The organism is Streptomyces sp. DT2A-34 (assembly GCF_030499515.1).
Lineage (GTDB): Bacteria > Actinomycetota > Actinomycetes > Streptomycetales > Streptomycetaceae > Streptomyces.
Map to the genome: position 1 here is coordinate 303999 of NZ_JASTWJ010000001.1, position 25743 is coordinate 329741.

17 protein-coding genes and 1 pseudogene are annotated in these 25743 nt (G+C 72.3%); 11 read left to right on the top strand and 7 right to left on the bottom strand.

Going from position 1 to position 25743, the window contains the following annotated elements:
- The first annotated feature begins 3 nt into the window (after positions 1 to 3).
- Positions 4 to 645, top strand: a complete 642-nt coding sequence (gene rfbC, locus QQM39_RS01455; protein WP_301994740.1) for a dTDP-4-dehydrorhamnose 3,5-epimerase — start codon at positions 4 to 6, stop codon at positions 643 to 645.
- A 37-nt stretch (positions 646 to 682) separates the two neighbouring features.
- Here rfbC and QQM39_RS01460 read toward each other — a convergent pair whose 3' ends face one another.
- The 5 genes from QQM39_RS01460 to QQM39_RS01480 all read right to left on the bottom strand — a co-directional run bounded on the left by QQM39_RS01460 (position 683) and on the right by QQM39_RS01480 (position 6956).
- A complete protein-coding gene (locus tag QQM39_RS01460) occupies positions 683 to 1486 on the bottom strand; it encodes a class I SAM-dependent methyltransferase (protein ID WP_301994741.1) in 804 nt (267 codons plus the stop codon).
- Positions 1473 to 2354, bottom strand: coding sequence for a dTDP-4-dehydrorhamnose reductase (gene rfbD / locus QQM39_RS01465; protein ID WP_301994742.1), 882 nt, complete (start codon positions 2352 to 2354; stop codon positions 1473 to 1475). Before rfbD ends, QQM39_RS01460 begins: the two co-directional genes overlap by 14 nt.
- Positions 2351 to 3340, bottom strand: a complete 990-nt coding sequence (gene rfbB, locus QQM39_RS01470) for a dTDP-glucose 4,6-dehydratase (RefSeq protein ID WP_301994743.1) — start codon at positions 3338 to 3340, stop codon at positions 2351 to 2353. The genes rfbD and rfbB overlap by 4 nt, the downstream gene beginning before the upstream one ends.
- Positions 3337 to 4404 (bottom strand): glucose-1-phosphate thymidylyltransferase, encoded by a 1068-nt coding sequence (locus tag QQM39_RS01475; RefSeq protein ID WP_301994744.1) that lies wholly within the window; start codon positions 4402 to 4404, stop codon positions 3337 to 3339. The genes rfbB and QQM39_RS01475 overlap by 4 nt, the downstream gene beginning before the upstream one ends.
- A gap of 95 nt (positions 4405 to 4499) precedes the next feature.
- A complete protein-coding gene (locus tag QQM39_RS01480) occupies positions 4500 to 6956 on the bottom strand; it encodes a SpoIIE family protein phosphatase (protein ID WP_301994745.1) in 2457 nt (818 codons plus the stop codon).
- Between the two features lie 187 nt (positions 6957 to 7143).
- Between QQM39_RS01480 and lanKC the strand changes: the two genes are divergently transcribed.
- The 4 genes and pseudogenes from lanKC to QQM39_RS01500 form a co-directional block, all read left to right on the top strand.
- The gene (lanKC, locus tag QQM39_RS01485) at positions 7144 to 9750 is read left to right on the top strand and encodes a class III lanthionine synthetase LanKC (RefSeq protein ID WP_301994746.1); all 2607 of its coding nucleotides are present in this window, start codon (positions 7144 to 7146) and stop codon (positions 9748 to 9750) included.
- Positions 9751 to 9810: 60 nt separating this feature from the next.
- Positions 9811 to 9927, top strand: a complete 117-nt coding sequence (locus QQM39_RS01490) for a SapB/AmfS family lanthipeptide (protein ID WP_301994747.1) — start codon at positions 9811 to 9813, stop codon at positions 9925 to 9927.
- Positions 9928 to 10072: 145 nt separating this feature from the next.
- On the top strand, positions 10073 to 11854 hold the full coding sequence (locus QQM39_RS01495; protein WP_301994748.1) for an ABC transporter ATP-binding protein: 1782 nt from the start codon (positions 10073 to 10075) through the stop codon (positions 11852 to 11854).
- Between the two features lie 380 nt (positions 11855 to 12234).
- A pseudogene (locus tag QQM39_RS01500) lies at positions 12235 to 13329 on the top strand (ATP-binding cassette domain-containing protein); the annotation flags it as partial.
- A gap of 279 nt (positions 13330 to 13608) precedes the next feature.
- On the opposite strand, the gene QQM39_RS01505 reads toward QQM39_RS01500, so the two are convergent.
- Positions 13609 to 14217, bottom strand: a complete 609-nt coding sequence (locus tag QQM39_RS01505) for a response regulator transcription factor (protein WP_302003440.1) — start codon at positions 14215 to 14217, stop codon at positions 13609 to 13611.
- Between the two features lie 364 nt (positions 14218 to 14581).
- On the opposite strand from QQM39_RS01505, the gene QQM39_RS01510 reads away from it, so the two are divergent.
- Positions 14582 to 16735, top strand: a complete 2154-nt coding sequence (locus QQM39_RS01510; protein ID WP_301994749.1) for a SpoIIE family protein phosphatase — start codon at positions 14582 to 14584, stop codon at positions 16733 to 16735.
- Positions 16736 to 16857: 122 nt separating this feature from the next.
- Here the strand turns inward: QQM39_RS01510 and QQM39_RS01515 are convergent, their stop codons facing one another.
- On the bottom strand, positions 16858 to 18267 hold the full coding sequence (locus QQM39_RS01515; RefSeq protein WP_301994750.1) for a S1 family peptidase: 1410 nt from the start codon (positions 18265 to 18267) through the stop codon (positions 16858 to 16860).
- A 189-nt stretch (positions 18268 to 18456) separates the two neighbouring features.
- Here QQM39_RS01515 and QQM39_RS01520 point away from each other — a divergent pair, with 189 nt between their 5' ends.
- The 5 genes from QQM39_RS01520 to QQM39_RS01540 all read left to right on the top strand — a co-directional run bounded on the left by QQM39_RS01520 (position 18457) and on the right by QQM39_RS01540 (position 25549).
- A complete protein-coding gene (locus QQM39_RS01520; RefSeq protein WP_301994751.1) occupies positions 18457 to 18870 on the top strand; it encodes a PaaI family thioesterase in 414 nt (137 codons plus the stop codon).
- A 476-nt stretch (positions 18871 to 19346) separates the two neighbouring features.
- Positions 19347 to 19562 carry a hypothetical protein gene (locus QQM39_RS01525; RefSeq protein WP_030052098.1) on the top strand — a complete coding sequence of 72 codons (216 nt, stop codon included), beginning with the start codon at positions 19347 to 19349 and terminating at the stop codon, positions 19560 to 19562.
- Between the two features lie 143 nt (positions 19563 to 19705).
- The gene (locus QQM39_RS01530; protein ID WP_301994752.1) at positions 19706 to 20512 is read left to right on the top strand and encodes an HlyD family efflux transporter periplasmic adaptor subunit; all 807 of its coding nucleotides are present in this window, start codon (positions 19706 to 19708) and stop codon (positions 20510 to 20512) included.
- The gene (locus QQM39_RS01535; protein ID WP_301994753.1) at positions 20509 to 22731 is read left to right on the top strand and encodes an NHLP family bacteriocin export ABC transporter peptidase/permease/ATPase subunit; all 2223 of its coding nucleotides are present in this window, start codon (positions 20509 to 20511) and stop codon (positions 22729 to 22731) included. The genes QQM39_RS01530 and QQM39_RS01535 overlap by 4 nt, the downstream gene beginning before the upstream one ends.
- A gap of 1 nt (position 22732) precedes the next feature.
- The gene (locus QQM39_RS01540; RefSeq protein WP_301994754.1) at positions 22733 to 25549 is read left to right on the top strand and encodes an NHLP bacteriocin export ABC transporter permease/ATPase subunit; all 2817 of its coding nucleotides are present in this window, start codon (positions 22733 to 22735) and stop codon (positions 25547 to 25549) included.
- The last annotated feature ends 194 nt before the right edge of the window (positions 25550 to 25743 follow it).

The window sequence follows — 25743 nt, forward strand, 5'->3', positions numbered from 1 at the left end:
GGCATGCGACCCCTCGGCATCGAAGGCGCCTGGGCGCTAGAGCCCAAGGTGTTCCCGGACGTCCGGGGCAGTTTCCACGAGTGGTACCGGGGCGAGGAGTTCCGCGAGGCCACCGGCTCCGACCTGTCCCTGGCGCAGGCCAACTGCTCGGTCTCCCGCCGGGGCGTCCTGAGAGGGGTCCACTTCTCCGACGTGCCGCCCGGGCAGGCCAAGTACGTCACCTGTGTGCGCGGCGCCGTCCTCGACGTGGTGGTCGACATCCGCGTCGGCTCCCCCGCCTTCGGCCGGTGGGAGGCCGTGCGCCTCGACGACGACAGTCGGCACGCCGTGTTCCTCTCGGAGGGCCTCGGGCATGCCTTCATGGCACTCACCGACGACGCCACCGTGGTCTATCTGTGCTCGACGGGCTACGCCCCCGAGCGCGAGCACGGCGTCCACCCGCTCGACCCCGAGCTGGACATCGCCTGGCCCGAGGACATCCCGCCGGTCCTGTCCCCCAAGGACGCACAGGCGCCGACGCTGGCCGAGGCGGAGAGGACGGGGCTGCTGCCGTCGTACGCGGCTTGCGGCGCCCTGCAGGGGCGCGGGGCTGTCTCACATGCGGCTCCGCCGCGTGGGCGCGACCAGCCACGACGCAGCCGCTGACGAACGACGACGGATCCCGGCACTACCGGCGAACCGTTCAGCTGCCGCCGGCAACCCGTTCAATCGCCGCACGCAACGGCTCCCACCCCCGCGAACGCCGCACGCCCAACCTGCGGGCCCGCGCCAGCGCCCGCCAGAAACCCGCCCCGACCAGCGTCTCGGGCGCCACCGCCCCCGCCCGGTCCAGGATCGTCTCGGGGACCTTCTGCGGATCGGGAACGTCATACTCGGCAACGATCTCGTCGTACCGATCACGCAACACCCTGTTGCGGGGATCCGCGCCGAACACCACGAGCTGCCCGGTCGGCCGGGTGTCCACAAGAACCGTCACCAGATCAGGGCGATACCGCCCGAGAACCTCGGCGATCTTGTACACGTCACCGGTCCACGCCCCGGTGTGCCGGTCCCGCGCCGCCTCGTCGACGTTGCGCGGCAGCATGTCGTCGAAGACGATCACGCTGGTCCAGTCGGAGTGCCGCTCGACGTTCATGAAGTCCCGCAGCGCGTACTCGAACAGGTGCATGCCGTCGATGAACGACAGGTCGAGGACGGTACGCCGCCAATACCCCAGCGGACTGCGCCCGCGGCCCAGGTTGCGCAGGGGATGACGGCCGCCCTTGAGGTGGATCAGCGGGTTGTCACGGGCGAAGAAGTCGTCGCTGGTGGCCTTGACCAGGTGGACGTCGCAGCGGATCTCCGTGACGACCTTGAAGGCGGGGTCGACGGCGATGGTGGGAACGCGGGAGAGTCTGAGGCTGCGGCCGTCGTTGACGCCGATCTCCAGGTAGTTGCGGTTGCCGCTGACCTTGTGCAGCTCCTTCAGGAACTCATGGCGTTTCACGAAGGGTCTCCTTGCGGATCCGGGGCAGTGCTTCGTGCAGGGCGGTGCGCCAGTCGCGCGCTCGCGCGAGGCCGAGCCGCTGTCGGCGACCCTGCGCGAGGACGCTGTACGCGGGGCGGGGCGCGGGCCTGGGAATGGCCTCGCCGGTGACGGGGCGCACCCGGTCGGGATCGGCGCCGAGGAGCCGGAACACCTCGCGGGCCAGGTCGTACCAGGTGGCCTCGCCGGAGTTGGTGGCGTGGACGATGCCGGTGGCGTCGACGCCGACGCGCGGGCCGAGGCCGGCGATGAGCGCGGCGACGTCGGCGCTCCAGGTGGGCTGGCCGCGCTGGTCGTTCACGACGTCGACGGTGTCCCGGCTCGCCTCGAGCTCGATCATCGTACGGACGAAACTGCGGCCGTGGACGCCGTACAGCCAGGCGGTGCGCACGATGGCGCTCGCACCGGGGAGTTCGTCCCGCACGGCCCGCTCGCCTGCGAGTTTGGTGCGGCCGTAGGCGGTGTTCGGGGCGGTGGGATGGTTCTCCGCGTAGGGGGTTCGGGCGTCGCCGGCGAAGACGTAGTCGGTGGAGACCTGGATCAGGCGGGCCTCGTACGTGGTGCAGGTGTGGGCCAGGAGGCCCGGGCCGTCGCCGTTGACGCGCAGGGCCCGTTCCTCGTCCTTCTCGGCGTCGTCGACGGATGTGTAGGCGGCGCAGTTGACGACCACGTCGGGGCGGTGCGCGGCGAGGGCGCGGTCGACGGCGTCGGGGCTGGTGACGTCGAGGGCACGGTGGTCGAGGCCGGTCACCTGCTCACCGCGCGTGCGGAGTTCCTCGACCACGTCGCGGCCCAGCATGCCGCCGGCGCCGGTGACCAGCCACCTCATCCGTGCTCCTCACCGGCGCGGCGCTTGAGCGGTTCCCACCAGGCGCGGTGGTCGCGGTACCAGGCGACGGTGTCGGCGAGGCCCGACGCGAAGTCGTGGCGGGGCCGGTAGCCGAGTTCGGTGCGGGCCTTGGCCCAGTCGACGGAGTAGCGCAGGTCGTGGCCCTTGCGGTCCGCCACGTGCTCGACCCGGTCCCAGTCGGCGCCGCAGGCCTTCAGCAGCAGGGCGGTGAGATCCCTGTTGCTCAACTCGGTGCCGCCGCCGATGTTGTAGACCTCGCCGGGGCGGCCCTGGGTGCGGACGAGTTCGACGCCGTGGCAGTGGTCGTCGACGTGCAGCCAGTCGCGGACGTTGAGGCCTTCGCCGTAGAGCGGGACCTGCTCGCCGTCGAGGAGGTTGGTGACGAACAGCGGGACGACCTTCTCGGGGAACTGGTGCGGTCCGTAGTTGTTGGAGCAGCGGGTGACGCGCACGTCCAGGCCGTGGGTGCGGTGGTGGGCGAGGGCGAGCAGGTCGGAGGAGGCCTTCGAGGCGGAGTACGGCGAGCTGGGGCGCAGGGGGTCCTCCTCCGTGGCCGAACCCGTCTCGACGGAGCCGTAGACCTCGTCCGTCGAGATGTGCACGAAGGGTTCGACGCGGTGGCGCAGGGCCGCGTCCAGCAGGGTCTGGGTGCCGACCACGTTGGTGAGGACGAAGTCGTCGGCGCCGGCGATCGAACGGTCCACATGGGACTCGGCGGCGAAGTGCACCACCTCGTCCGCCTCGGCCATCAGCTTGTCGACCAGCTCGGCGTCCCGGATGTCGCCGTGCACGAACTCCAGCCGGGGGTGGTCGAGTTCGAGGTTGTCCAGGGTGCCGGCGTAGGTCAGCTTGTCCAGCACCGTGATCCGGGGCGCGTCGGGCGCGGCGGGGGCGTCGCGGGCGAGCAGCGTGCGGACGTAGGTCGAGCCGATGAAGCCGGCGGCGCCGGTGACGAGAAGGTTCATGTGTGGATCTGCACCTTGCTGTGGTCTCCGAGGACGAGTCGGTGGGCGCTGGGAACGCTGGGCGCGGGGGTGACCTCGACGTGCCGGCCGATGAGGGAGGACTCGATCCGGCCGACCCCGTCGATGGAGGAGTCCCGCAGCACGATGGAGAACTCCAACTCGCTGTCGGTGATACGGCAGTTCTCCGCGATGGAGGTGAAGGGGCCGACGTAGGAGTCCTCGACGACGGTGCCGGTGCCGACGACGGCGGGGCCGACGATGCGCGAGTTGACGATGCGGGCGCCCTCCTCGACGACCACGCGTCCGACGGTCTCCGACACGTCGTCGACGTCACCGTCTATGCGGCGCGGGAGGCCCTCCAGGACGGTCCGGTTGACCTCCAGCATGTCGGCGACGTTGCCGGTGTCCTTCCAGTAGCCCTTGATGACCGTGCAGCGCACGTCGGCACGGGCGTCGATCAGGTGCTGGATGGCGTGGGTGATCTCCAACTCGCCGCGCCAGGACGGCGTGATGGCACGGACCGCGTCATGGATCACCGGCGTGAACAGATAGACGCCGACCAGGGCGAGGTCGCTCTTGGGGTGCTCCGGTTTCTCCTCCAGGCCGATCACCTGTCCCGCGTCGTCGAGTTCGGCGACGCCGAAGGAGCGCGGGTCCTGGACGCGGGTGAGCAGGATCTGGGCGTCGGGGCGGTGGGTGCGGAACTCCCCGACGAGGTCGGTGATTCCACCGACGATGAAGTTGTCGCCGAGGTACATCACGAAGTCGTCGTCGTCGAGGTAGTCGCGGGCGATGAGGACGGCGTGGGCCAGTCCCAGCGGCCGTTCCTGAGGGATGTAGGTGATCTCCAGACCGAACTTGGAACCGTCACCGACCGCGTCCTGGATCTCCTCGGCGGTGTCACCGACGATCAGGCCGACGTCGGTGATGCCGGACGCGGCGATGGATTCCAGCCCGTAGAAGAGCACGGCCTTGTTGGCCACCGGCACGAGCTGTTTGGCCGAAGTGTGCGTGATCGGCCTCAAGCGCGTACCGGCGCCACCGGACAGCACGAGAGCCTTCATCTGCTTCACCTTAGCCCCGATTCCGCCGATTTGACGGTGCCGGGGTTGGCTTGTTCGCAACTGCCGGGCTGCCGGGCGTGTACCGGAATCCGGCCTCACCCGCCCAGGGCGATCTCGCTCCACACCTGTTTTCCGCCACTGACCGGCACCGTTCCCCATGTCGCCGACATGGCCTCGACCAGGAGGATGCCGCGGCCGCCGGTGGCCTCCCAGCTGATGCCGGACGGTTTGACCGGCGTGCGCGGCGAGGCGTCGGCGACCGCCACGCGCAGCCGGCGGTTGACGAGGGTGAGGTCGAGGCGGACCCGGCCGTCGGTGTGCACGAGTGCGTTGGTGACGAGTTCCGAGACGACGAGCAGAGCGGCGTCCATGTCCTGCGGCGGCAGGCCCCAGGTGCGCAGGGTGCGCCGGGTGAAGCGGCGGGCGTGGCCGACGGCCTGCGGGACACGCCAGACCGTCCAGCTCTCGCGCAGCGGGCGTACGGCCATGCCGTCGTAGCGCATGAGGAGCAGGGCGATGTCGTCGCTGCGGCGCGCGCCCAGGAGCAGGGCGTCGGCGACGAGGCCGAGGTGGGCGGGGTCGGAGCGGGCGAGTTCGTGTGCGAGCCGGTCCATTCCGGCGTCGATGTCGGTGTCGGGGGACTCGACGAGGCCGTCGGTGGTGAGGGCGACCACGGTGCCGGGCCGGAGGCTGAGCGGGCTCATCGGGAAGTCGGCCTGCCGCATCACGCCGAGCGGGGGTCCGCCCTCCGCCTCGGCGATCTCCGTGCTGCCGTCGGGGTGGCGCAGCACCGGCGGTGGGTGACCGGCGCGCACGCACCAGGCGGAGCCCTCCTCCAGGTCGACGTCGACGTAGGCGCAGGTGGCGAAGAGGTCGGTCTCCATGTCCATGAGGAGGCGGTTGGCGTGGTGGACCACCACGTCCGGCGGGTGCCCTTCGACGGCGTAGGCGCGCAGGGCGGTGCGCATCTGGCCCATGAGGGTGGCGGCGGCCGCGCTGTGGCCCTGGACGTCGCCGATGACGAGGGCCACGTGGTTGTCGGGCAGTGGGATCACGTCGTACCAGTCGCCGCCGACCTCCAGGCCGGCCGTCGTCGGCAGATAGCGGGCGACGGCCTCCGCGCCGGGCAGCCGGGGCAGGCGGCGCGGCAGCAGCTGGCGCTGGAGCATGCCGACGAGTTCGTGTTCGGCGTCGAAGGCGTGGGCGCGCGACAGGGCCTGGCCGGCGAGGCCGGCGGAGGCGGTGAGCAGGGCGCGTTCGTCGGGGCCGAAGTCGTGCGGGGCGTCCCAGCCGATCAGACAGGCGCCGGCCATGCGGCCCCCGGCGGGCAGCGGCAGTACGGCCAGGCCGCCCGGGCCGACATCGGCGAGGGCGGGCTCCAGCGGGCTGCCGGCGGGCCAGATCTGGGCGCGGCCCTCGCGCAGGGCGGCGGCGAGGGTGGGCATGGCGCGCACGGGCGCGTCGGGCCATTCGCCACGCCACTCCAGGCGCCACAGCTCCGGCCACGACTCGGGTTCGGGCGGGTCCAGGACGGTGACGACGAGACGGTCGTTCTCCAGCTCGGCGAGTGCGATGCGGTCGGCGCGCAGCGGCCTCCGCAGGGCGGTGACCACGGCGTGGCTGACGTCGCGGACGGTGCCCGCGGTGGCGAGGGCGGCGGCCAGACGCTGGACGCGGGCCACGTCGGTGACCTCGGCGCGCAGGGTGGAGGTGTCGGCGACGGTGCCGACGAGGCGGGCCGGGTTGCCCTCGCCGCCGGGCAGGAGCCGGCCGCGCAGCCTGAGCCACTTGGGCGGTCCGGTGGGCTGCAGGACCCGGAACTCCAGCTCACGTTCTCCGATGGACATGTGGCCGGCCTCGACGACGGACATCAGCGACGGCAGGTCCTCCGGGACGGTCAGGCCCAGCAGGGTCTCGACCTTGCCGTCGAAGTCCGCCGGGCCGAGGCCGAACAGCTCCAGGATGTCGTCGCCGACCTCGACGCGGCCGCTGTCCATGGCGAGGCTGAACGCGCCGGCCTGCAGCTCGCCGCCCTCGGCGACCGCGGGCAGGGCGGGAAAGGCGACGGCCTCGGCGACCAGCTCCAGGCACACGCGGTCCTCGGTGTCGAAGCCGCCCGGGCTCTCGCTCACGGCCAGCACACAGCCGCCGCCGTCGTCGCCGTGAGCGGGCAGGACGGCCAGGTGGAAGTCCCGTGACGGCGCCCGTCGCGACGCCGCGGAGTCGGCGACCTCCTCCGGGGTGAGCCAGACGGAGCGGCCGGTGCGGTGGGCGTCGGCGACCGGGGACCGTCCGGCCGGGGCGTAGCCGTCGCGCAGTCCGTACAGGGTCCGGGGCACGCCCACGGACTCGATCAGGCACAGCAGCTCGCCGTCCTCGCTCGGCGTGTACACGGCGGCGAAGGCGGCCCCGCTGAAGACGAGCGCCTGCTCCAGGACCCGGCGCAGCCGCTCGGGCGAGTCCGGCTCGACGGCAAGCGCCTTCAGGGCACCTTCGGCGCGCAGACTCCTCGTCCTGCGTCCCGCGGCGCCCTCATTGACCACGTCCGCCATTACAGCGCTTATGAGACACCTGCGCAGCCCCTGTGACCGTTCGATGAAGCGTCGACGAGGGCGGCGCTCGAAATCCTCCGAACAGTTCTTGACGCATGCGTTCCGCACGGTGATCTCGTGACAGGCATGACTGTCCGTGCCCGCCCGGCCGCTGGAAGTCTCGGCGTCGGGCCACGGAGGGGGACGCATGGACAAGCGGTACGAGGTGTACGCGCTCGCCGACCGGCACTTCTACGAGACGCCTGAACGCATGCCGGCGGAGACGCCGGGCACCGGGCTCGGCTACGAGACGGCCCGGCGCGAGGTGCCGGAGGGCTGGGACGCGGCGCGCATCGGTGACTGGCTGACGCTCACGCCGCTCGACGCGGACGGGGCGCCGGTGCCGGGCCCGGCCCAGGGCTGGAAGATCCATGCCTCGGCCACCCGGGCGGGCGCGGAGCGGGTCGCCGCGATCGTGTGGGACTACTGCGTGCCCCGGCGCATCCCGTTCAAGTTCGTGCCCGGTCCGCATCTGCTGCATCTGCGCAACACCAAGTACGCGGCCCGCGACACCAGCGGCAAGTTCGTCACGATCTACCCGGCCGACGAGGAGCAGCTGCACGTCGTGCTGCGCGAACTCGGCAAGCTCCTGGAGGGCTTCGAGGGGCCGTACATCCTCACCGATCTGCGGTGGTACGACGGCCCGCTCTACGTCCGCTACGGCGCTTTCGCCCGCACCTTCGTCGTCGACGAGCGCGGCTCGCTCGTGCCGGCGGTGGTGGACGGCGAGGGCAAGCGGGTGCCGGACCGGCGGGCGCCGTCCTTCCAGGTGCCCGAGTGGGTGACGCTGCCGGCCTTCCTGGAGCCGCATCTGACGGCACGCAACACCACGACGGTGGGCGAGCTGCCGTACCGCATCGAGAAGGCGCTGCACTTCTCCAACGGCGGCGGGGTGTACGCGGGCACCGACACGCGGGACGGGCGCAAGGTCGTGTTGAAGGAGGGGCGTCCGCACGCGGGGCTGGCCGCCGACGGGGCGGACGCGATCGCGCGGCTGGAGCGGGAGAAGGCGGCCCTGGAGCAGGTGGCGGGGACGGGCGTGGTGCCGGAGGTGCGGGACTGGTTCACGCTCGGCGACCACCGGTTCCTCGTCATGGACTTCCTGGAGGGGCGCCCGCTGAACTCGTTCTTCGCCGAGCGGCATCCGCTGCTCACCCCGGACCCCGACCCGAAGGCGGTGGCCGAGTACACGGCGTGGGCGGTGCGCATCCACGGGGCGGTGGAGCGGGCGGTGGAGGCGGTGCACGCGCGCGGGATCGTCTTCAACGACCTGCACGTCTTCAACATCATGGTCGGCCCCGACGAGGAGTCGGTGTCCCTGCTCGACTTCGAGGCGGCGGCGCCGGTCGAGGAGAACGGCCGGCAGGTGGTCGCCCACCCCGGCTTCTTCGCCCCGCCGGACCGCAAGGGCATCGACGTCGACCGCTACGCGCTGGCCTGTCTGCGGCTCGCCCTGTTCCTGCCGGTCACCACGTTGTTCGTGGTGGACCGGGGGAAGGCGGCCCACCTGGCGGAGGTGATCCTCCGTCAGTTCCCGGACGTACCGAAGGAGTTCCTCGACGAGGCGGTCGCGGAGATCACCCGGGACACCGCCGTGCGCGCGCCTTCCTTCGTCGAACCGGGCGACTGGCCGTACAGCCGCGACTCCATGGTCAAGGCGCTGCTCGCCTCGGCGACCCCGGAGCGCGACGACCGGCTCTTCCCCGGCGACATCACGCAGTTCAACGACGGCGGCGGCCTCGGGCTCGCGCACGGCGCGGCCGGGGTGCTGTACGCGCTGGACTCGGTCGGCGCCGAGCGGTACGAGGAGGGCGAGCGCTGGCTGCTGGCCCGGACCGCGCCGCCGCCGACGGGCACACCGCTGGGGCTGTACGACGGTCTCGCGGGCGTCGCCCACGTCCTGGACCGGCTCGGTCACCGCCAGCGCGCCCTCGACCTGGTCGAGCGCGTCCTCGCGGAACGGTGGCAGAACCTCTCCTCCGACCTGCACGGCGGACTGGCCGGACTCGGGCTGGTCCTCGGCGAACTGGCCCGCACGACCGGCGAGTCGGAGCTGCGCGGCCGTGCCGCCGAGGTCGCCGACATCCTCGTAAGTCGACTCGCGCAGCCCCTTCCGGAGACCCCGAAGCGACGCCGGGCCGGGCTGCTGCGAGGGGCGAGCGGTCCCGCGCTCTTCCTGCTGCGGCAGTACGAACGCACCGGTGAGCCCCTGCTGTTGAAGGCCGCCGAAGTGGCGCTGCGCCGGGACCTGGACTGCTGCATGACGCACCCGACCGGCTCGCTGGAGGTCGACGAGGGCTGGCGGACGCTGCCGTACCTCGGTGACGGGAGCGCGGGCATCGGGATGGTCCTGGACGACTACCTCGCCCACGGCGCCGACACCGACGGGGAATTCGAGCGGGCCCGCGCCGGGATACTGACCGCCGCCACCAGCCGCTTCTACGTACAGCCCGGCCTCTTCCAGGGCCGCGCCGGGATGATCCTGCACCTCGCCCGCACGGACACGCCCGGCGCGAGCGGGAAGCGGCTCGCCGAGCAGATCGACGGGCTCGGCTGGTTCTCGATGGACTACCAGGGCCAACTGGCCTTCCCCGGCCACCAGATGATGCGGCTGTCGATGGACCTGGGCACCGGAACGGCAGGGTGCCTGCTCGCGCTCGGCGCGGCCCACGCGGCCCCCGGCGATCCGGCCACCGCTCACCTGCCGTTCCTGCCGCCGCTCGGGCGGCCCCACATACGCGGTTCCGCGACTTGACGGAGCCGTGACCCAACCCCGTCCCCACGAGTGGACGACACCGATAGGAAGGAAGGCGACATGGCACTTCTCGACCTGCAGGCGATGGAGTCCGAGGAGCACACGGGCGGCGGCGGCGCCAGCACGCTCAGTCTGCTGTCCTGCGTCAGCGCGGCGAGCCTGACGCTCTGTCTCTGACGATCACCGTGCGCCCATGACTCCGGGCGGTCCGCTCCCGCGAGGGAAGGACCGCCCGGGGTCCTGCACACCGTCCTGGACACCGTTCTGCACACGGCTCTGCACACGGTTTCTGCACACACCGAGGGGTGAGGGGTGCAGCCCCATGACACAAGCCATCAGGACGCTGCCCGGGCCGCTCGGTCCGGCCCCCGCCCGCTGTCTGGTCCTGTGCCTGGTGAGCACGGCCGCCACCGGCGCCGGTCTGCTGCTGCCCGCCGCGCTGGGGCACACCCTCGACCTGCTGCTGACGCGGGCCCCGGCGACCCGCTGGGTGCTGTACTGCGCCGCGATCGTCGTACTGCTCGCCCTGCTCGACGCCTGCGAGACCGTGCTGGGCGGCACGGTGGACGCCCGCACCACCGCCTGGCTGCGCCGACGTCTGACCGGGCATGTCCTGGCCGTCGGCCCGCGCGCCGCCGCACGCTTCGGACCCGGAGACCTCGTCGCCCGCCTCGTCGGCAACGCCGCCCAGGCCGGCACGGCACCGACCGCCCGGGCCGCTCTGCTCGCCGCGCTCGCCGGACCTGTCGGGGCCGTGGTGGCCCTCGCTCTGATCGACCCGTGGCTCGCGGCCGTGCTGCTGGCCGGAGCACCGGTGCTGGCCCTGCTGCTGCGCGCCTTCGCCCGCGACACCAGGGAATGCGTGACGCGCTACCAGCAGGCCCAGGGCCGGATGGCGCAGGCCCTCTCGGAAGCCGTCGGAGGCCATCGCACCATCGAGGCGGCGGGTACGGCCGACCGGGAGACGGCACGGATCCTGCGGCCGTTGCCCGAACTGTCCGACGCCGGGCACCGTATGTGGCGGGTGCAGGGGCGGGCCGCGGGCCGGTCCGTCGCCGTGGCCCCGCTGCTCCAACTCGGCGTCGTCGCCGTGGCCGGGGTCCTGCTCGCCGGCCACCGGCTGACGGTGGGCGAGGTGCTCGCGGCCTCCCGGTACGCGGTCCTCGCCACCGGCGTCGGCGTGCTGGTCGGCCATCTCGCGGGCCTGGCGCGGGCCCGAGCGGCGACCGCCCGCCTCGGCGAGGTGCTCGCCGAACCGGCTCCCGGCTACGGAGACCGCTCGCTCCCGCCCGGCCCGGGCCGGCTGGAACTGCGCGGGGTGACCGCCCGGCGCGGTGGGCGTGCCGTGCTCGACGGCGTCGACCTCGTGGTGCCCGGCGGCACGACGCTCGCCGTGGTGGGCCGGTCGGGCGCGGGCAAGTCGCTGCTCGCCGCGGTCGCCGGGCGGCTGGCCGAGCCGGACGCCGGAGAGGTGCTGCTCGACGGGGTGCCGTTGCGCGCACTCACCCACGGCGCACTGCGCCGGGCCGTCGGTCACGCCTTCGAGCGCCCCGCCCTGCTGGGCGGCACGGTCGAGGAGGAGATCGGTCTCGCCCTGTCGTCCCCCTCCCCCGCCCGCATCCGGGAGGCGTCCCGTACGGCCCACGCGGACGACTTCGTGCGCCGCCTCCCCCGGGGTTACGCCACCGCCGTCGCCGACGCCCCGCGCTCCGGCGGGGAGTCCCAACGCCTCGGCCTCGCCCGGGCGTTCGCCCACGGCGGCCGTCTGCTGATTCTCGACGACGCCCTCTCCAGCCTCGACACGGTGACCGAGGCGCGCATCACCGCGGCCCTGGTCGACGGCGGCCCGCACGCCGGCACCCGGCTCCTGATCGCCCACCGCGCCGCCACGGCCGCCCGCGCGGACGCGGTGGCCTGGCTGGACGGGGGGCGGGTGCGGGCGGTGGGGCCACACGAGCGGCTGTGGCGGATCCCCGAGTACCGGGCGGTGTTCGCGGACGGAGGGGTCGCGGACGGAGGGGTCGCGGACGGAGGGGTCGCGAACGGAGGGGTCGCGAACGGAGGGTTCGCGGATGGGAAGTTCGCGGATGGGGAGCGGCCATGACCGAGGGCGTCCACCGGCGCGGCCTGCGCTTCCTGCGGGACCGGTGGCGGGTCGTGGTGCGGCTGGCCGGCTGGTCCGTTCTGGAGACCGGGCAGACCTTCCTCACCGGGTACGCGCTCGCCCGCGCCCTGGACGACGGGTTTCTGGCCGGGCGTCCCGGGATCGGGCTCGCCTGGCTGGGCGTGGCCGGACTCGGCGTGCTCGTCGGGGCGTACGGCACCGTACGGGTGTACGGCGCGGTCGCCGCGCTGGTCGAACCGCTCCGGGACCGGCTGGTCGCACGGGTCGTCTCACGCGGCGTGCGGGAGGCGGACGCCGGGGCGCTGTCCGGGCTGACACAGCAGGTCGAGATCGCGCGGGACACCTTCGCCGGGCTGGTGATGGTGTCGCGTTCGTTCGTGTTCACCGCGGCCGGCGCCGTCGCGGGACTGGTGTCGCTCGACCCGCTGCTCCTGCTGGTCGTCGGGCCTCCGCTCGCCGCGGGTCTCGGCCTGTTCGCGGCGACGCTGCGACCGCTGGCCCGCCGCCAGGAGGCGTTCCTCGTCGCCGACGAGGCGCTGGCCGACCGGCTCGGCGCCGTCTGCCCGGGACTGCGGGACATCACGGCGGCCGGTGCGGAGGAACGGGTCGCCGCCGCCACGGGAAGCCGTGTCGACGCCGAGTTCCGGGCCGCCCGCTCCCTCGCCCGCTGGGGTGTCCTGCGCGTGGCCTCGCTCGCGCTCGGCGGCCAACTCCCGATCGTGCTGCTCCTCGCCTGCGCACCCTGGCTCCTCGACCACGGCGTCACCCCCGGCGCCCTGGTGGGCGCCCTCGCCTACGTCACCCAGTCCCTGCTGCCCGCCCTGCACAACCTGGTCCACGGCCTGGGCACCAGCGGCTCACGCCTGGCGGTGGTACTGCGCCGCCTGACCCGCGAAACCTCCTCCGGAGCGGGGGCCGGGACTGGGACCAGGGCCGAGGCCGACCCGGATTCGGCGCCCCGTACACGCCCCGCCGACGGAACCACCGCGCCCCCCACCCACCCCGCCGAAGCACCCTCCGGCCCACCCGTCCTCTCCCTCCGCTCCGTCACCTTCGCCTACGGCCCCGACGCGACCCCCGTGATCGACGATCTGGACCTCACCCTCCTGCCCGGTGCTCACCTGGCCGTCGTCGGACCGAGCGGTATCGGGAAGTCCACACTCGCCGCGCTGGTCGCCGGGTTGCTGGAGCCGGGTCGTGGCACCGTCCGGCTCTGCGGGCACCCGGTGCCGGGGCCCGAGGCTGCCGCGCTGCGGGTGCTCATCCCACAGGAGGCGTACGTGTTCACCGGCACGCTCGCCGAGAACCTCGGGCATCTGCGGCCGGACCCCGTGCCCGAGGCGGAGTTGGTCGCCGCGGCCGAGGCCGTGGGGCTCCTGCCGCTGTTCGAGGCGCTCGGCGGGCCCACCGCGGCGGTGGATCCGGCGGCGCTCTCCGCGGGCGAACGGCAGCTCATCGCCCTGACCAGGGCCTATCTCTCCCACGCCCCGCTCGCCCTGCTCGACGAGGCGACCTGCCACCTGGACGCGCGGGCCGAGGAGCGCGCGGAACGGGCCTTCGCCGAGCGGCCGGGCGGCACCCTGGTGGTCGTCGCGCACCGCATCAGCTCGGCCCGCCGCGCCGACCGCGTACTCGTCATGGACGGCCGGCACACGGCGTACGGCACCCACGACGAACTCGTGTGCCGCTCGGCGTCGTACCGCGCTCTCGTGGGCAGCTGGACGCCCGAGCCGTCAGAGCCATCCCTCGCCCTGCGAGATCCGGATCGCGTCGATCCGATTGCGGGCCCCGGTCTTGCGGGTGATGGCCGCCATGTAGTTGCGCACGGTCCCGTGGGACAGATGCAGGCTCCCCGCGATCTCCGCCACCGAGGCTCCCTCGGCGGCGAGGGATAACACGCTCAGTTCCCGACGGGTCAGCGGCATCTCGGCGGCCTTGAGGAAACCGAAGCCCAGCGAGTCGTCGACGAAACGTTTTCCCTCCGCGACCCTCCGGATCCCGTGCACGAGCTGCTCGGGCGAGCCCTCCTTGTCCACGTAGCCGAGCGCCCCGGCCTCGGCGGCCCGCTTCAGCAGCCCCGGCCGGTGCGCGCTGGCCAGCACGAGGAGCGGGGGCGGTGTGCGGCCCGCCTCGCGTGTGCGGAGGTCGCCCAGCGGCGGGATGCCGTAGGCGTCCGAGCAGTCGAGGTCGGCCGCGCAGACGTCCGGCCGCAGGGACCGCAGACGGCCGGGTGCGCTCTGCCACGAGGTGTCGAACACCCCGAGGTCGGGTTCTTTGCGCAGCCACTCCGCCAGGACCGATCTGACCAGACACGTGTCGTGCACAAGAAGCACCCGAATCACTGCCCGTCCCTTCAACTCGCCGTGCACCGGTTCCGTGGTGAGGAGCGCGTGCCCCATTGTTCGTGTTCGGCACCACCACCGGGCACGAAGAACCGGCCATCAGGGTGCGCGGGGGCGCACGCGGGGCGCCCGTCCGCTGCCCCGCGCTTCGACTGCGGGGCATGCCCCAAGGCCGAGGGGGTATGCGGCGGATCTCGCCCTGCCGGGGGTACCCGTGTGCCCGTGTACGGTCCCGCGCCGGTGCCGCCGGGGGGCAGCCGGGCGCTCGCCGTGCGCGAAGGGCCGCGAGGGAGGAGATTTGAGCCCTGGGGCCCGGCGCGCGTGAGCGGCTCGGGTCGCCTCCGGGGCGCGCCCGTGCGAGGAGGTGATCGGCGTGTCCGACGGGCAGACGTCCGCCCAGGCGCCGGCGGCCGCGAGGACGCGGGTCGGCCGACCGCTGCTGTCCCTGGCGCTGGCGTCGATGATGGACGAGGTGCACGCGCACTCCGGTGCGGTGTACCTGCCGGCGCCCGACGAGCCCGTACTGGAGATGGCGGTGATGGCGGGGCTGCCCCGGGCGTTCGCGGCGCCGTGGGAGCGGGTCGGGCTGAGCGCGCCGATCCCGGTCGCGGAGGCGGTGCGTGAGCGGCGGCTGGTGTGGGTCGGGGGCGAGGAGGACATGGCGGCCCGGTATCCGCGTATCGCCGTGGTGCTGCCCTATCCGTTCGCGCTGGCCGCGCTGCCCGTGGCCACCGGGACCACGGTCTACGGCGCGATCTTCGTGACCTGGCCCGGTTCGCATTCTCCGGAGCTGTCGGAGCGGGAGCAGGAACATCTGACGGCGGCCTGCCGGCGCCTCGCGGTGCGGCTGGAGCGCGCCAAGGAGGACAGCCGCCCGCCGCTGCCCGAGCCCGACCTGCTCGCCGGGCCGGCGTTCGGCGGCGCGGCCGGCACGCTCGGCACGGTCGAGGCGGCGCGGATGGTGTCGCGGCTGCCGTACGGGCTGTGCTCGCTCGATCTGCACGGCCGGATCAGCTTCGCCAACCCGGCGGCGGCCGAGCTGATCGGCGTCCCGGCCAACCGGCTGCTCGGCAACCAGCTGTGGGCCTCGGTGCCCTGGCTCAACGACCCCGTGTACGAGGACCGTTACCGGGCCGCGCTGATGAGCCAGCAGACCACGTCGTTCGTGGCGCTGCGCCCGCCCGGCGACTGGCTGTCCTTCCGCATGTATCCGAGCACGACCGGCCTGAGCATACGGATCAGCAGGGCCCGCGCGGTGGCCGAGATGGGCCGCAGCGGGCCACAGCCCGGCGATGCGCCGGCCCGGCTGGTGACCATCACCCAGGTGCTGAACCTGGCCGGTGCGCTCACCGAGGCGGCGGGCGTGCAGGACGTGGTGCAGCTGGTCGCGGACGAGATCGCGCCGGCCGTCGGCAGCCAGGCGCTGGTCGTGCTGGGCTCGCGGGCGGGCCGGCTGCATGTGCTCGGTCACCGCGGCTATCCGGATCCGCAGATCGTGGAGCGGTTCGACGGAATGCCGCTGACCCAGCAGACCCCGGGCACTCACGCCCTGAGCACCGGGGTGCCCGCGTTCTTCGAGTCGCAGCAGCAGCTGGAGCGCCTGTATCCGGTGCGGCACGCGACTCCCGACGGCTTCGCGGCCTGGGCGTATCTGCCGCTGATCGCGTCCGGCCGGCCGGTCGGCACCTGTGTGCTCGCCTACGCCGAGCCGCATCCGTTCCCGGCGGACGAGCGGGCGGTGCTGACCAGTCTGGGCGGGCTGATCGCGCAGGCGCTGGAGCGGGCCCAGCTCTACGACGCCAAGAACCAGCTGGCGCACGGCCTGCAGGCCGCCCTGCTCCCCCATTCGCTGCCGACGCTGCCCGGCATCGAAGCGGCCGCGCGCTATCTGCCCGCCATGCAGGGCATGGAGATCGGCGGCGACTTCTACGACCTGGTGCCGACGGAGCAGGGCCTGACGGCGGCGGCGGTGATCGGGGACGTGCAGGGCCACAACGTCACCGCCGCCGGTCTGATGGGCCAGATCCGCACCGCCGTACGTGCGTACACGACCGTCGGTCAGGTGCCCGAGGAGGTCATGCGCAGCACCAACCGGCTGCTGCTCGACCTCGGTTCCGACCTGTTCGCCAGCTGCCTGTACCTGCGGCTCGACCCGGAACACGGGCGGGCGGTGATGGCCCGCGCCGGGCATCCGCCGCCGCTGCTGAGACGGCCGGACGGACGGGTGCGGGTGCTCGACCTCGCCGGTGGCCCGCTGCTGGGCATCGACGGCTCGCCCACCTATCCGACGACGGAGGTCGACCTCGCGCCGGGCTGTGTGCTCGTCCTCTACACCGACGGACTGATCGAGTCCCCCGGCGTCGACATCGAGGACGCGCTCGCCGATCTCGGCCACGTGCTCACCGAGGCCGGGGAGCAGCCCTTGGACGAGCTGGCCGATCTGCTGATCCAGCATGCCGCGTCGGTGCGGGAGCGGGTCGACGACGTGGCGCTGCTGCTGTTGCGGGCGCGGGGCTGACGACCCGGCTGGTGCGGGCGCGAGGCCGACGGCCCGCAGACGCAGCGGTCCGGCCCTCCCGCCGGAGGGCCGGACCACGTTCGCGTCCGGATCACTCGGATCCGTGCGTCGGTGCCGGGGCGTCAGTTCCCCACGCCGTTGCCGACGATCTCGCCGAGGCCGTTGCCCGTGCCGTCGGCGTTGCCGTTGCCGACCTCTTCACCGGCACCGGCTTCCTCACCGCCGACCTCTTCACCGGCTCCGGCCTCTTCACCGGCGCCCGCTTCCTCACCGGCACCGGCCTCCTCACCCGCGCCCGCTTCCTCGCCGGCACCGGCCTCCTCACCCGCGCCCGCTTCCTCGCCGGCACCGGCCTCCTCACCGGCTCCGACCTCTTCACCGGCTCCAGCCCCCTCACCAGCGCCCGCGCCGCCCGCGGCGTCGCCGAGGGTCGCGCCGACCGCCTCCAGGGCGGTGGTCACCGGCTGGAAGAACGTCTCACCGCCGACGGTGCAGTCACCGCTGCCGCCGGAGGTGAGGCCGATCGCCAGGCCGTCCTGGGTGAACAGGGAGCCGCCGCTGTCGCCGGGCTCGGCGCAGACGTCGGTCTGGATGAGCCCGGTGACCGTGCCCTCCGGGTAGTTCACGGTGGCGTCGAGCCCGAGGACCTGACCGTCGCTCAGCCCGGTGGTGCTGCCCATCCGGAACACCTGGAGGCCGACCTCGGCCTCCGCGGCCTGGCTGATCGCGAGGGTCTGGTCGCCGAGGTTGACCTCGCTCGGCGCCTCGGTCGCCGGGTCGTCGTACTTGACCAGGGCGAAGTCGCCGTCGCCGGGGAAGGTGGACTGGTCGACGGTGGCGATCGGCTGACCGCCCTCGGCGTCCGACCATTCATTGCCGGCGAGCGTGCAGTGGCCGGCGGTCAGGAAGGCGGGAGAACCGTCGCCCGCGGTGACGTTGAAGCCCGTGGAGCAGCGTGAGCCGCCGGCGAAGATGGCGTCGCCGCCGGAGAGGAACGTCTTGAACGTGCCGGCCGACTTCTTGATGGTCGCCATGCCCGAGCCGAGGCTCTCGACGGTCGACTCCAGCTGGTCCCAGTTGTCGCCGGTGACGGTGCTGTCGGCGGTGACGAGGATCTTGTTCGTTCTGGGGTCGACCGCCCAGGCCGTGCCCGGGATGGTCGCCTCGGACTTCAGGGTCTGCGCGCCGGACTCGAGCTCGGACAGGCTGTTCTCGACCTCGCGGATCTTCGCGCCGGCCTTCTTCGCCTGGACGATCACGTTGTTGTTGTCGCCGGGGATGACGTTGACCACGAGCTGCTGGCTCTCGGAGTCGTAGTACGAACCGGCGAAGGCGTCGCCGAGCAGGCCCGCGAGCTGCGAGGCGAGATCCGAGGCGTCCGCCGCCTTCAGGGTCTTGGGGGCCGCGGCCGCGTCCGACGCACCGTCCTGCGACGCGTTGGCGTTCGGCAACAGAATTGCGGCCGCTCCGAGCGCCACCACGCTGCCCGCGGCTATCGCGGCCTTGCGCTTCGGAATTCGCTTGTGACTCAAACTTCTCGACCTCCTGGGGGACGGGGTCTGTGCCGCCGTTCGTTCCGGCGGCTTTTCGGGGCGCCTGGTTGGCAGTTGGTACGCACGGGTCGCACGGGGCGTTCAACTCCGTTTGCGCGCGCCCCGCTCGAAACACCGAATCGGCCAAGGACCGCGCCCGCGGCACCGGCGGCGGGAACAATCCCCCATATGACGATGACCACCGCCGAAGCCGACAAGATCCTCTCCGCCAACTTCGCCCCCTGGGTGGTTCAACTGGGCCTGTCCGTCGAGGCGGTGGAGGAGCGCCGCGCGATCCTGCGAATGCCCTGGTCGGACGGGCTGGCCCGGGAGGGCGGCGCGCTGTCCGGGCAGGCGCTGATGGCCGCCGCCGACACCGCCACCGTGATCGCGGTGTCGGCGGCGCGCGGGGCGTACGGGCCGATGACGACGGTGCAGCAGTCGACGTCCTTCCAGCGCGCCGTGATCGGTTCGGATGTCCTGATCGAAGCGGTCGTCACCAAGCTGGGCCGTCGTATGGCGTTCGCCGACATCACGCTGACCGACGAGGGGTCGGGGAACATCGCGGCCCGAGCGAGCACGGTCTACGCACTAATGGGCTGACACGATCCGCTACCGGTCGGTAGCGGTCTGTCGTGAACACCGATCGGAATCCCGGCTTCAGGGAATCTGCACATTCAATACTCAACGAAGTCACCGGGCGCCGAGGTTCTGCACAAGGCGCTACCGGCGGCCACCCCCTTGGGGCGGGAGTGTCGGATTCACCATGGCATCGGCCGGGCCGTCGCGGGGCGGACGCAACAGCTCGCCCGAGCCGATGCTGTGACGCATGTGAAGAAGTCGCCGACAAGACGTGCCCACATCTGCACGGATCGATACCGCTTAGATCAAAGTTCCCTGGTGAGGCCGGAGTTTGATTGGAAGCCCGTACCCGCAGCGTGCTTTGATCCATCGCACCGCAGGGGCCGTGAACGGCTTTTCGGAAACGGGCGCCGGGTGCCTGCGGTCGCGGCCGTCATCTGTCCCCAGAGGGGGCCGCTCCCCCTTGTGAAATACCCATTAGGAAGGGAAGTTCCATCATGAACTCCACCCCCCAGGTTGCGACCGTCGAGATCTCCGACGCCGAGCTCGACAACGTCTCCGGCGGCCTGCAGGTCAACGCCGTGAACGGTGCCCTCGACGCTGTCAACGGCATCGCCCCGGTCTCCGGCCTGGTCGACACGGTCGTCGGCACCGTGGAGGGTGTCACCGGCCTGAACACCGCCCCCGTCTCGGGCCTGGTCGCCGGTCTCTGATCGCGCCTTTTGTACCGCTGAGTCCCGGAGCCGTTCCCCGGCTCCGGGCTCTTCGGGTGCCGTAAACAAAGACCGGCACCACCCGCACCACGACCGGCCCTCGCGAGCCGGTCTCCGCTCATCCTCAGGTGAGGGAAAGTCCCGTGCAGTTCCGCCAACAGGCCCTCGCCAAGCTCCAGTCGCCGGAGGAGCTCGACCTTCCGGTGCGCTTCGCCCGCCCCCAGGGCTGGCTGGTGCTCTCCGTGACGGTGGTCGTCATGGCCGCCGCGTCCGTGTGGGCGGTGACCGGTTCGGTCGCCTCCACGGTCGGCGCGCCCGCCATCCTCACCCACGGGCAGGGCAGCTACGTCCTGCAGAGCCCGGTCGCCGGCCAGGTCACCGCGGTCCTCGCCGAGCAGGGCCAGCGGCTTCCGGCGAACTCCCCCGTACTGAAGGTCCGTACGGCCAAGGGCGACACGGTGGTGCGTACGGTCGCCGCGGGCCGGGTCACCGCGCTCGCCGCCACCATCGGCCAGATCATCTCGACCGGCGCGAACGTCGCCGCCGTGGAGAAGGTCGCCCACACCAAGGACCCGCTGTACGCCACGGTGTACGTCCCCGCCGAGAACGCGGCCTCCATTCCCGACAAGGCCGCCGTGGACCTCACCGTCTCCTCGGTGCCCACCCAGGAGTACGGCGTCCTGCGCGGCCATGTGAAGTCGGTGGACCGCTCCGCGCAGTCGGCGCAGCAGATCGCCGCGTTCCTCGGCGACAACCAGCTGGGCGAGCAGTTCACCAAGGACGGCAGGCCGGTCGCGGTACTGGTGACGCTGGACAAGGAGTCGAGCACCAAGAGCGGCTACAAGTGGTCGTCCGCGGACGGGCCGCCGTTCTCCCTCACCTCCATGACCATGGCCGAGGCCTCGATCCGGCTGGCCGACCAGCGCCCCGTCGACTGGCTGCTGCCGTGAGCGCCGCACAGGAGACGCGCAGCAGGCGCCGCGCCGCCCCGCCGAAGCGCCCCGTGCCCAAGGGGCGCTCGAAGACCGTCCGCACGCCCACCGTGCTCCAGATGGAGGCCGTGGAGTGCGGCGCCGCCTCCCTCGCGATGGTGCTGGGCCACTACGGCCGCCACGTCCCGCTGGAGGAGCTGCGCATCGCGTGCGGCGTCTCCCGCGACGGCTCGCGCGCCAGCAACCTGCTCAAGGCGGCCCGCAGCTACGGGCTGACCGCCAAGGGCATGCAGATGGACACGGCCGCCCTCGCCGAGGTGAAGACGCCGGCCGTCCTGTTCTGGGAGTTCAACCACTACGTCGTCTACGACGGCATGGGCCGCCGCTTCGGCCGCCGGGGCGTGTACATCAACGACCCCGCCAAGGGCCGCCGTTTCGTGCCCATGGAGGACTTCGACGGCAGCTTCACCGGCGTCGTCCTGGTGATGGAGCCCGGCGAGGACTTCAGCAAGGGCGGCCGCAAGCCGGGCGTGCTCGGCGCGATGCCGGCCCGGCTGCGCGGCACCGCGGGCACGATGCCCGCCGCCGTCCTGGCGAGCCTGCTGCTGGTGGTGGTCGGCGCGGCGGTGCCCGCACTGAGCCGCACCTACATCGACGAGTTCCTGATCGGAAACCAGACCTCGCTGCTGAGCGTGCTGTTCGCGTCCATGGGGACCTGCGTCGCGCTCACCCTCGTACTGACCTGGCTGCAACAGGCGAACCTGCTGCGCGGCCGCATCATCTCCTCCACCCTCTCCAGCGCCCGCTTCCTGCGGCATCTGCTGCGGCTGCCGGTGACGTTCTTCTCCCAGCGCAGCCCGGCCGACCTGGTGCAGCGCCTCCAGTCGAACGACGCGGTGGCCGAGACCCTGGCCCGCGACCTCGCGGCGGCGGGCGTGGACGCGGTGGTCGTCGTGCTCTACGCGCTCCTCCTCTACACCTACGACCCCCAGCTCACCTTCGTCGGCATCGGCGTCGCCCTGCTGAACGTCGTCGCCATGCGAGTCGTCATCCGCCTGCGCGCCACCCGCACCGCCAAGCTGCGCGCGGACAACGCCCGGCTCACCAACACCGCCTACACCGGCCTCCAGCTGATCGAGACGATGAAGGCGACCGGCGGCGAGGACGGCTACTTCCGCAAGTGGGCCGGACAGCACGCCACCACGCTGGAGGAGCAGCAGCGCCTCGGCGTGCCGAGCGCCTGGCTGGGCGTGGTGGCGCCCACGCTCGCGACGCTCAACAGCGCGCTGATCCTCTGGATCGGCGGTATGCGGGCGGTCGAGGGCGGCATATCCGTCGGCCTGCTGGTCGCCTTCCAGGCCCTGGTCACCCGCTTCACCGCCCCGATCACCCGTCTCAACGGCGTCGCGGGCCGCATCCAGGACTTCGCCGCCGACGTGGCCCGCCTGAAGGACGTGGAGAACTTCGAGGCGGACCCGCTCTACGGCCGTCCCGGCGCCGGCGACTCGACGCGCCGGCTCAACGGCCACGTCGAGCTGCAGAACATCACCTTCGGCTACAGCCCGCTCGACAAGCCCCTGCTCACCGGCTTCGACCTGACGGTCGGCCCGGGCCGGCAGGTGGCCCTGGTCGGTGGCTCCGGCAGCGGCAAGTCGACGGTCTCCCGGCTGATCTCGGGCCTGTACGCCCCCTGGGAGGGCGTCATCCGCATCGACGACCAGCGCATCGAGGACATCCCGCGCGGCGCGCTCGCCGCCTCCGTCTCCTTCGTCGACCAGGAGGTGTTCCTCTTCGAGGGCACGGTCCGCGACAACGTGGCGCTGTGGGACCCGTCGATCCCGGACGACGCGGTGGTGGACGCCCTGCGCGACGCGGCCCTGTACGACGTGATCATGCGCCGCCCGGGGGGCATCCACAGCAAGGTCGAGCAGGACGGCCGCAACTTCTCCGGCGGCCAGCGCCAGCGCCTGGAGATCGCGCGGGCCTTGGTTCGTCGCCCCAGCATTCTGGTCCTTGACGAGGTGACCAGCGCGCTGGACGCCGAGACCGAGCAGGTCGTGATGGACAACCTGCGCAAGCGCGGCTGTGCCTGTGTGGTGATCGCCCACCGGCTCAGCACCGTGCGCGACAGCGACGAGATCGTCGTACTCCAGCACGGCACGATCGTCGAACGCGGGCGGCACGAGGACCTCGTCGCGCGCGGCGGCGCGTACGCGGCACTGGTCAAGGAGCGGTGAGATGACCTCCGTCCACGAGGGCGACCTCGTTCTCCACGCGCTCGGTCAGATGGGCACGCGCATCGACTGCGCCGGCTTCAACCGCCTCGACCTCGAAGGCCCGCAGGTGCTGTGGCTGGTCGCGTCCGGCGCCGTGGACCTGTTCGCGGTCGACGCCGGACAGCAGGGCCACTGGCACCACCTCGGCCGCCTGGAGGCGGGCTCGCTGCTGCTCGGCCCGGTCCCGGGACCGCACCACACACTGGTGGCCCGCCCGCTCAGGGACTGCGTCGTGCACCGCATCGGGCTGCGCGAGCTGTACCAGCCCGCCAACACCCAGACATGGTCGTACGACGAGTACGGCAACCCGCAGTACGTCCCGCCGACGACGAGCCCCCTGGAATACGCCCTCGCGCTCGGCGTCGGCCGCAGCCTCTCCATTCTCTTCCAGGCACCGATGGCCACCGAGCGCGCTGCCGAGGTGACCGACGACGACGTCTTCTGGATGCAGGTGCCGCCCGGCAGTGTGCAGTACGGCTCGCTGTACGGCGCGGAAGCCGCCGCCGACCTGCTGATGGACCCGGCGGTCTGGCAGTCCATGGTCGACCAGCAGTACCGCCTGCTGACCACCCTCGACCGCTGGATCGAGCAGCTGGAGCGCACCCACGAGACGCGCACGGCCGAGGGCATCAAGGCCGGCGAGGCGGTGCGCGCCCAGGCCGACCGGACGCTGCTGGCGTCCATCGGCAAGCGCGGCGAGAAGCGCACGACGGCCGCCGACGCGGACGCCAGCTACGCGGCCTGCAAGCTGGTCGCCGAGGCGGCCGGGATCACGCTGGCCGAGCCCGCGCAGAGCGGCACCGAGAGCGACCGGCTCGACCCGGTCGAGCGGGTGGCCATCGCGTCGCGCGTCCGTGCCCGGGCCGTACGCCTGGACGGGCGGTGGTGGCGGGACAACATCGGCCCGCTCGTCGGTCACCGGGCGCTGTCCGGTGCGCCGGTGGCACTGCTGTGGCGGCGTGGTGGCTATGTCGCCGTCCATCCGGCGACCGGCCGTGAGACGCCGGTCGAGAAGGCCAACGCGGAGGAGTTCGAGCCGCGTGCCGTGATGTTCTACCGGCCGCTGCCCGACCGCGCGCCGAGCCCGCTCAGGCTCCTGCGGTTCAGCATGCGAGGCACCGGCGGTGACCTGACGAACCTGCTGATCAGCGGCCTGGTGACGGTGGCGATCGGGGCGCTGGTGCCGATCGCGACGGGCAAGATTCTCGGCGAGTTCGTGCCGAAGGCCCAGACCGGGCTGATCGTGCAGTTCTGTCTGGCCGTGATGATCAGCAGCGTTGTGGCGGCGGCGTTCATGCTGCTGCAGAACCTGACGATCCTGCGCCTTGAGGGCCGTATCGAGGCGACGCTCCAACCGGCCCTGTGGGACCGGCTGCTGCGGCTGCCCACGAAGTTCTTCACCGAGCGCTCGACCGGCGAACTGGCGAGCCAGGCCATGGGCATCAGCGCGATCCGCCGGCTGATGGCGGGAGTCGGCCCCGTCGTCGCGTCGTCGGTGACGGTGGGCGCGATGAACCTGGCGCTGCTGTTCTGGTACAGCGTGCCGATGGCGATGGCGGCGATCGGCATGCTCGTCGTCATCGCGGCCGTGTTCCTGGGGCTCGGGCTGTGGCAGGTGCGCTGGCAGCGACGGCTGGTGGTGCTGAGCAACAAGCTGAACAACCAGGCGTTCCAGACGCTGCGCGGGCTGCCGAAGCTGCGCGTTGCGGCGGCCGAGAACTACGCGTACGCGGCCTGGGCGGACCGGTTCGCGCGCAGCCGTGAGCTCCAGCAGAAGGTGGGGCGGATCAAGAACCTCACCACCGTGATGGGCGCGGTGTACCTGCCGGTGTGCACGCTGCTGATGTTCATGCTGCTGGCGGGTCCGGCACGCGGGTCGATGTCGGCGGCCGCGTTCCTCACCTTCAACACCTCGGTGACGATGCTGCTGACCTCGGTCACCCAGCTGACCGGCTCGTTCGTGTCGGTGGTGGCCGCGCTGCCGCTGTTCGAGGAGATCAAGCCGGTGCTGGACGCGACGCCCGAGGTGCGCACGGCGAGCACCCGCCCGGGCCCGCTGACCGGGGCGATCGAGGCGCGTCGGCTGTCCTTCCGGTACTCCGACGACGGTCCCCTGATCCTCGACGACGTGTCCTTCGACGTACGCCCGGGCGAGTTCGTGGCGATCGTCGGCCCCAGCGGCTGCGGCAAGTCGACGCTGCTCAGGCTGCTGATCGGCTTCGACAAGCCGGTGTCCGGCAGCGTGCTCTACGACGGCCAGGACCTGTCGGCGCTGGACCAGTCGGCCGTGCGCCGTCAGTGCGGGGTCGTGCTCCAGCACGCGCAGCCGTTCACCGGGTCCATCCTGGACGTCATCTGCGGTACCGAGCCGTACACGCCGGAGGAGGCTATGGCGGCGGCCGAGATGGCGGGGCTCGCCGAGGACATCAAGCGGATGCCGATGGGGCTGCACACGATCGTCTCGGGCAGCGGCGCGATCTCCGGCGGCCAGCGCCAGCGCCTGATGATCGCCCAGGCGTTGATCCGCCGCCCGCGCATCCTCTTCTTCGACGAGGCGACCAGCGCCCTCGACAACGAGACACAGCGCACGGTCATCGAGTCCACCAAGGCCCTCAACGCCACCCGCATCGTCATCGCGCACCGCCTGTCGACGGTGCTGGACGCCGACCGCGTGATCGTGATGGAGGACGGCAAGGTGGCTCAGCAGGGCCCGCCCGCGCAGCTCCTCGCGGACACGAACGGACGGCTGCACGAGCTGGTGCGACGCCAGATGGCGTGAGTGCGGTGCCGGATGGCGTGCGTGCGGCGCCGGATCAAGTCCGGGGTCGGCTCAGGGATTCGGGGGGCAACCCCCGAGGCGTGGCCCTGAGACCGACCCTGACCGCGACCCGGTGCCTTCCCTGATTCCCGTCCTGTTCGGTTGTGACCTCGGTCGGATCACTGCCACCTTCGATCTTGCGGGTCTCCCCCGTG

Excerpts from the sequence above, each read along its gene's own strand:
- rfbC (WP_301994740.1), top strand. The coding sequence starts at position 4 with ATGCGACCCCTCGGCATCGAAGGCGCCTGGGCGCTAGAGCCCAAGGTG.
- rfbD (WP_301994742.1), bottom strand. The coding sequence starts at position 2,354 with ATGAGGTGGCTGGTCACCGGCGCCGGCGGCATGCTGGGCCGCGACGTG.
- rfbB (WP_301994743.1), bottom strand. The coding sequence starts at position 3,340 with ATGAACCTTCTCGTCACCGGCGCCGCCGGCTTCATCGGCTCGACCTAC.
- QQM39_RS01475 (WP_301994744.1), bottom strand. The coding sequence starts at position 4,404 with ATGAAGGCTCTCGTGCTGTCCGGTGGCGCCGGTACGCGCTTGAGGCCG.
- QQM39_RS01480 (WP_301994745.1), bottom strand. The coding sequence starts at position 6,956 with ATGGCGGACGTGGTCAATGAGGGCGCCGCGGGACGCAGGACGAGGAGT.
- lanKC (WP_301994746.1), top strand. The coding sequence starts at position 7,144 with ATGGACAAGCGGTACGAGGTGTACGCGCTCGCCGACCGGCACTTCTAC.
- QQM39_RS01490 (WP_301994747.1), top strand. The coding sequence starts at position 9,811 with ATGGCACTTCTCGACCTGCAGGCGATGGAGTCCGAGGAGCACACGGGC.
- QQM39_RS01495 (WP_301994748.1), top strand. The coding sequence starts at position 10,073 with ATGACACAAGCCATCAGGACGCTGCCCGGGCCGCTCGGTCCGGCCCCC.
- QQM39_RS01520 (WP_301994751.1), top strand. The coding sequence starts at position 18,457 with ATGACGATGACCACCGCCGAAGCCGACAAGATCCTCTCCGCCAACTTC.
- QQM39_RS01525 (WP_030052098.1), top strand. The coding sequence starts at position 19,347 with ATGAACTCCACCCCCCAGGTTGCGACCGTCGAGATCTCCGACGCCGAG.
- QQM39_RS01540 (WP_301994754.1), top strand. The coding sequence starts at position 22,733 with ATGACCTCCGTCCACGAGGGCGACCTCGTTCTCCACGCGCTCGGTCAG.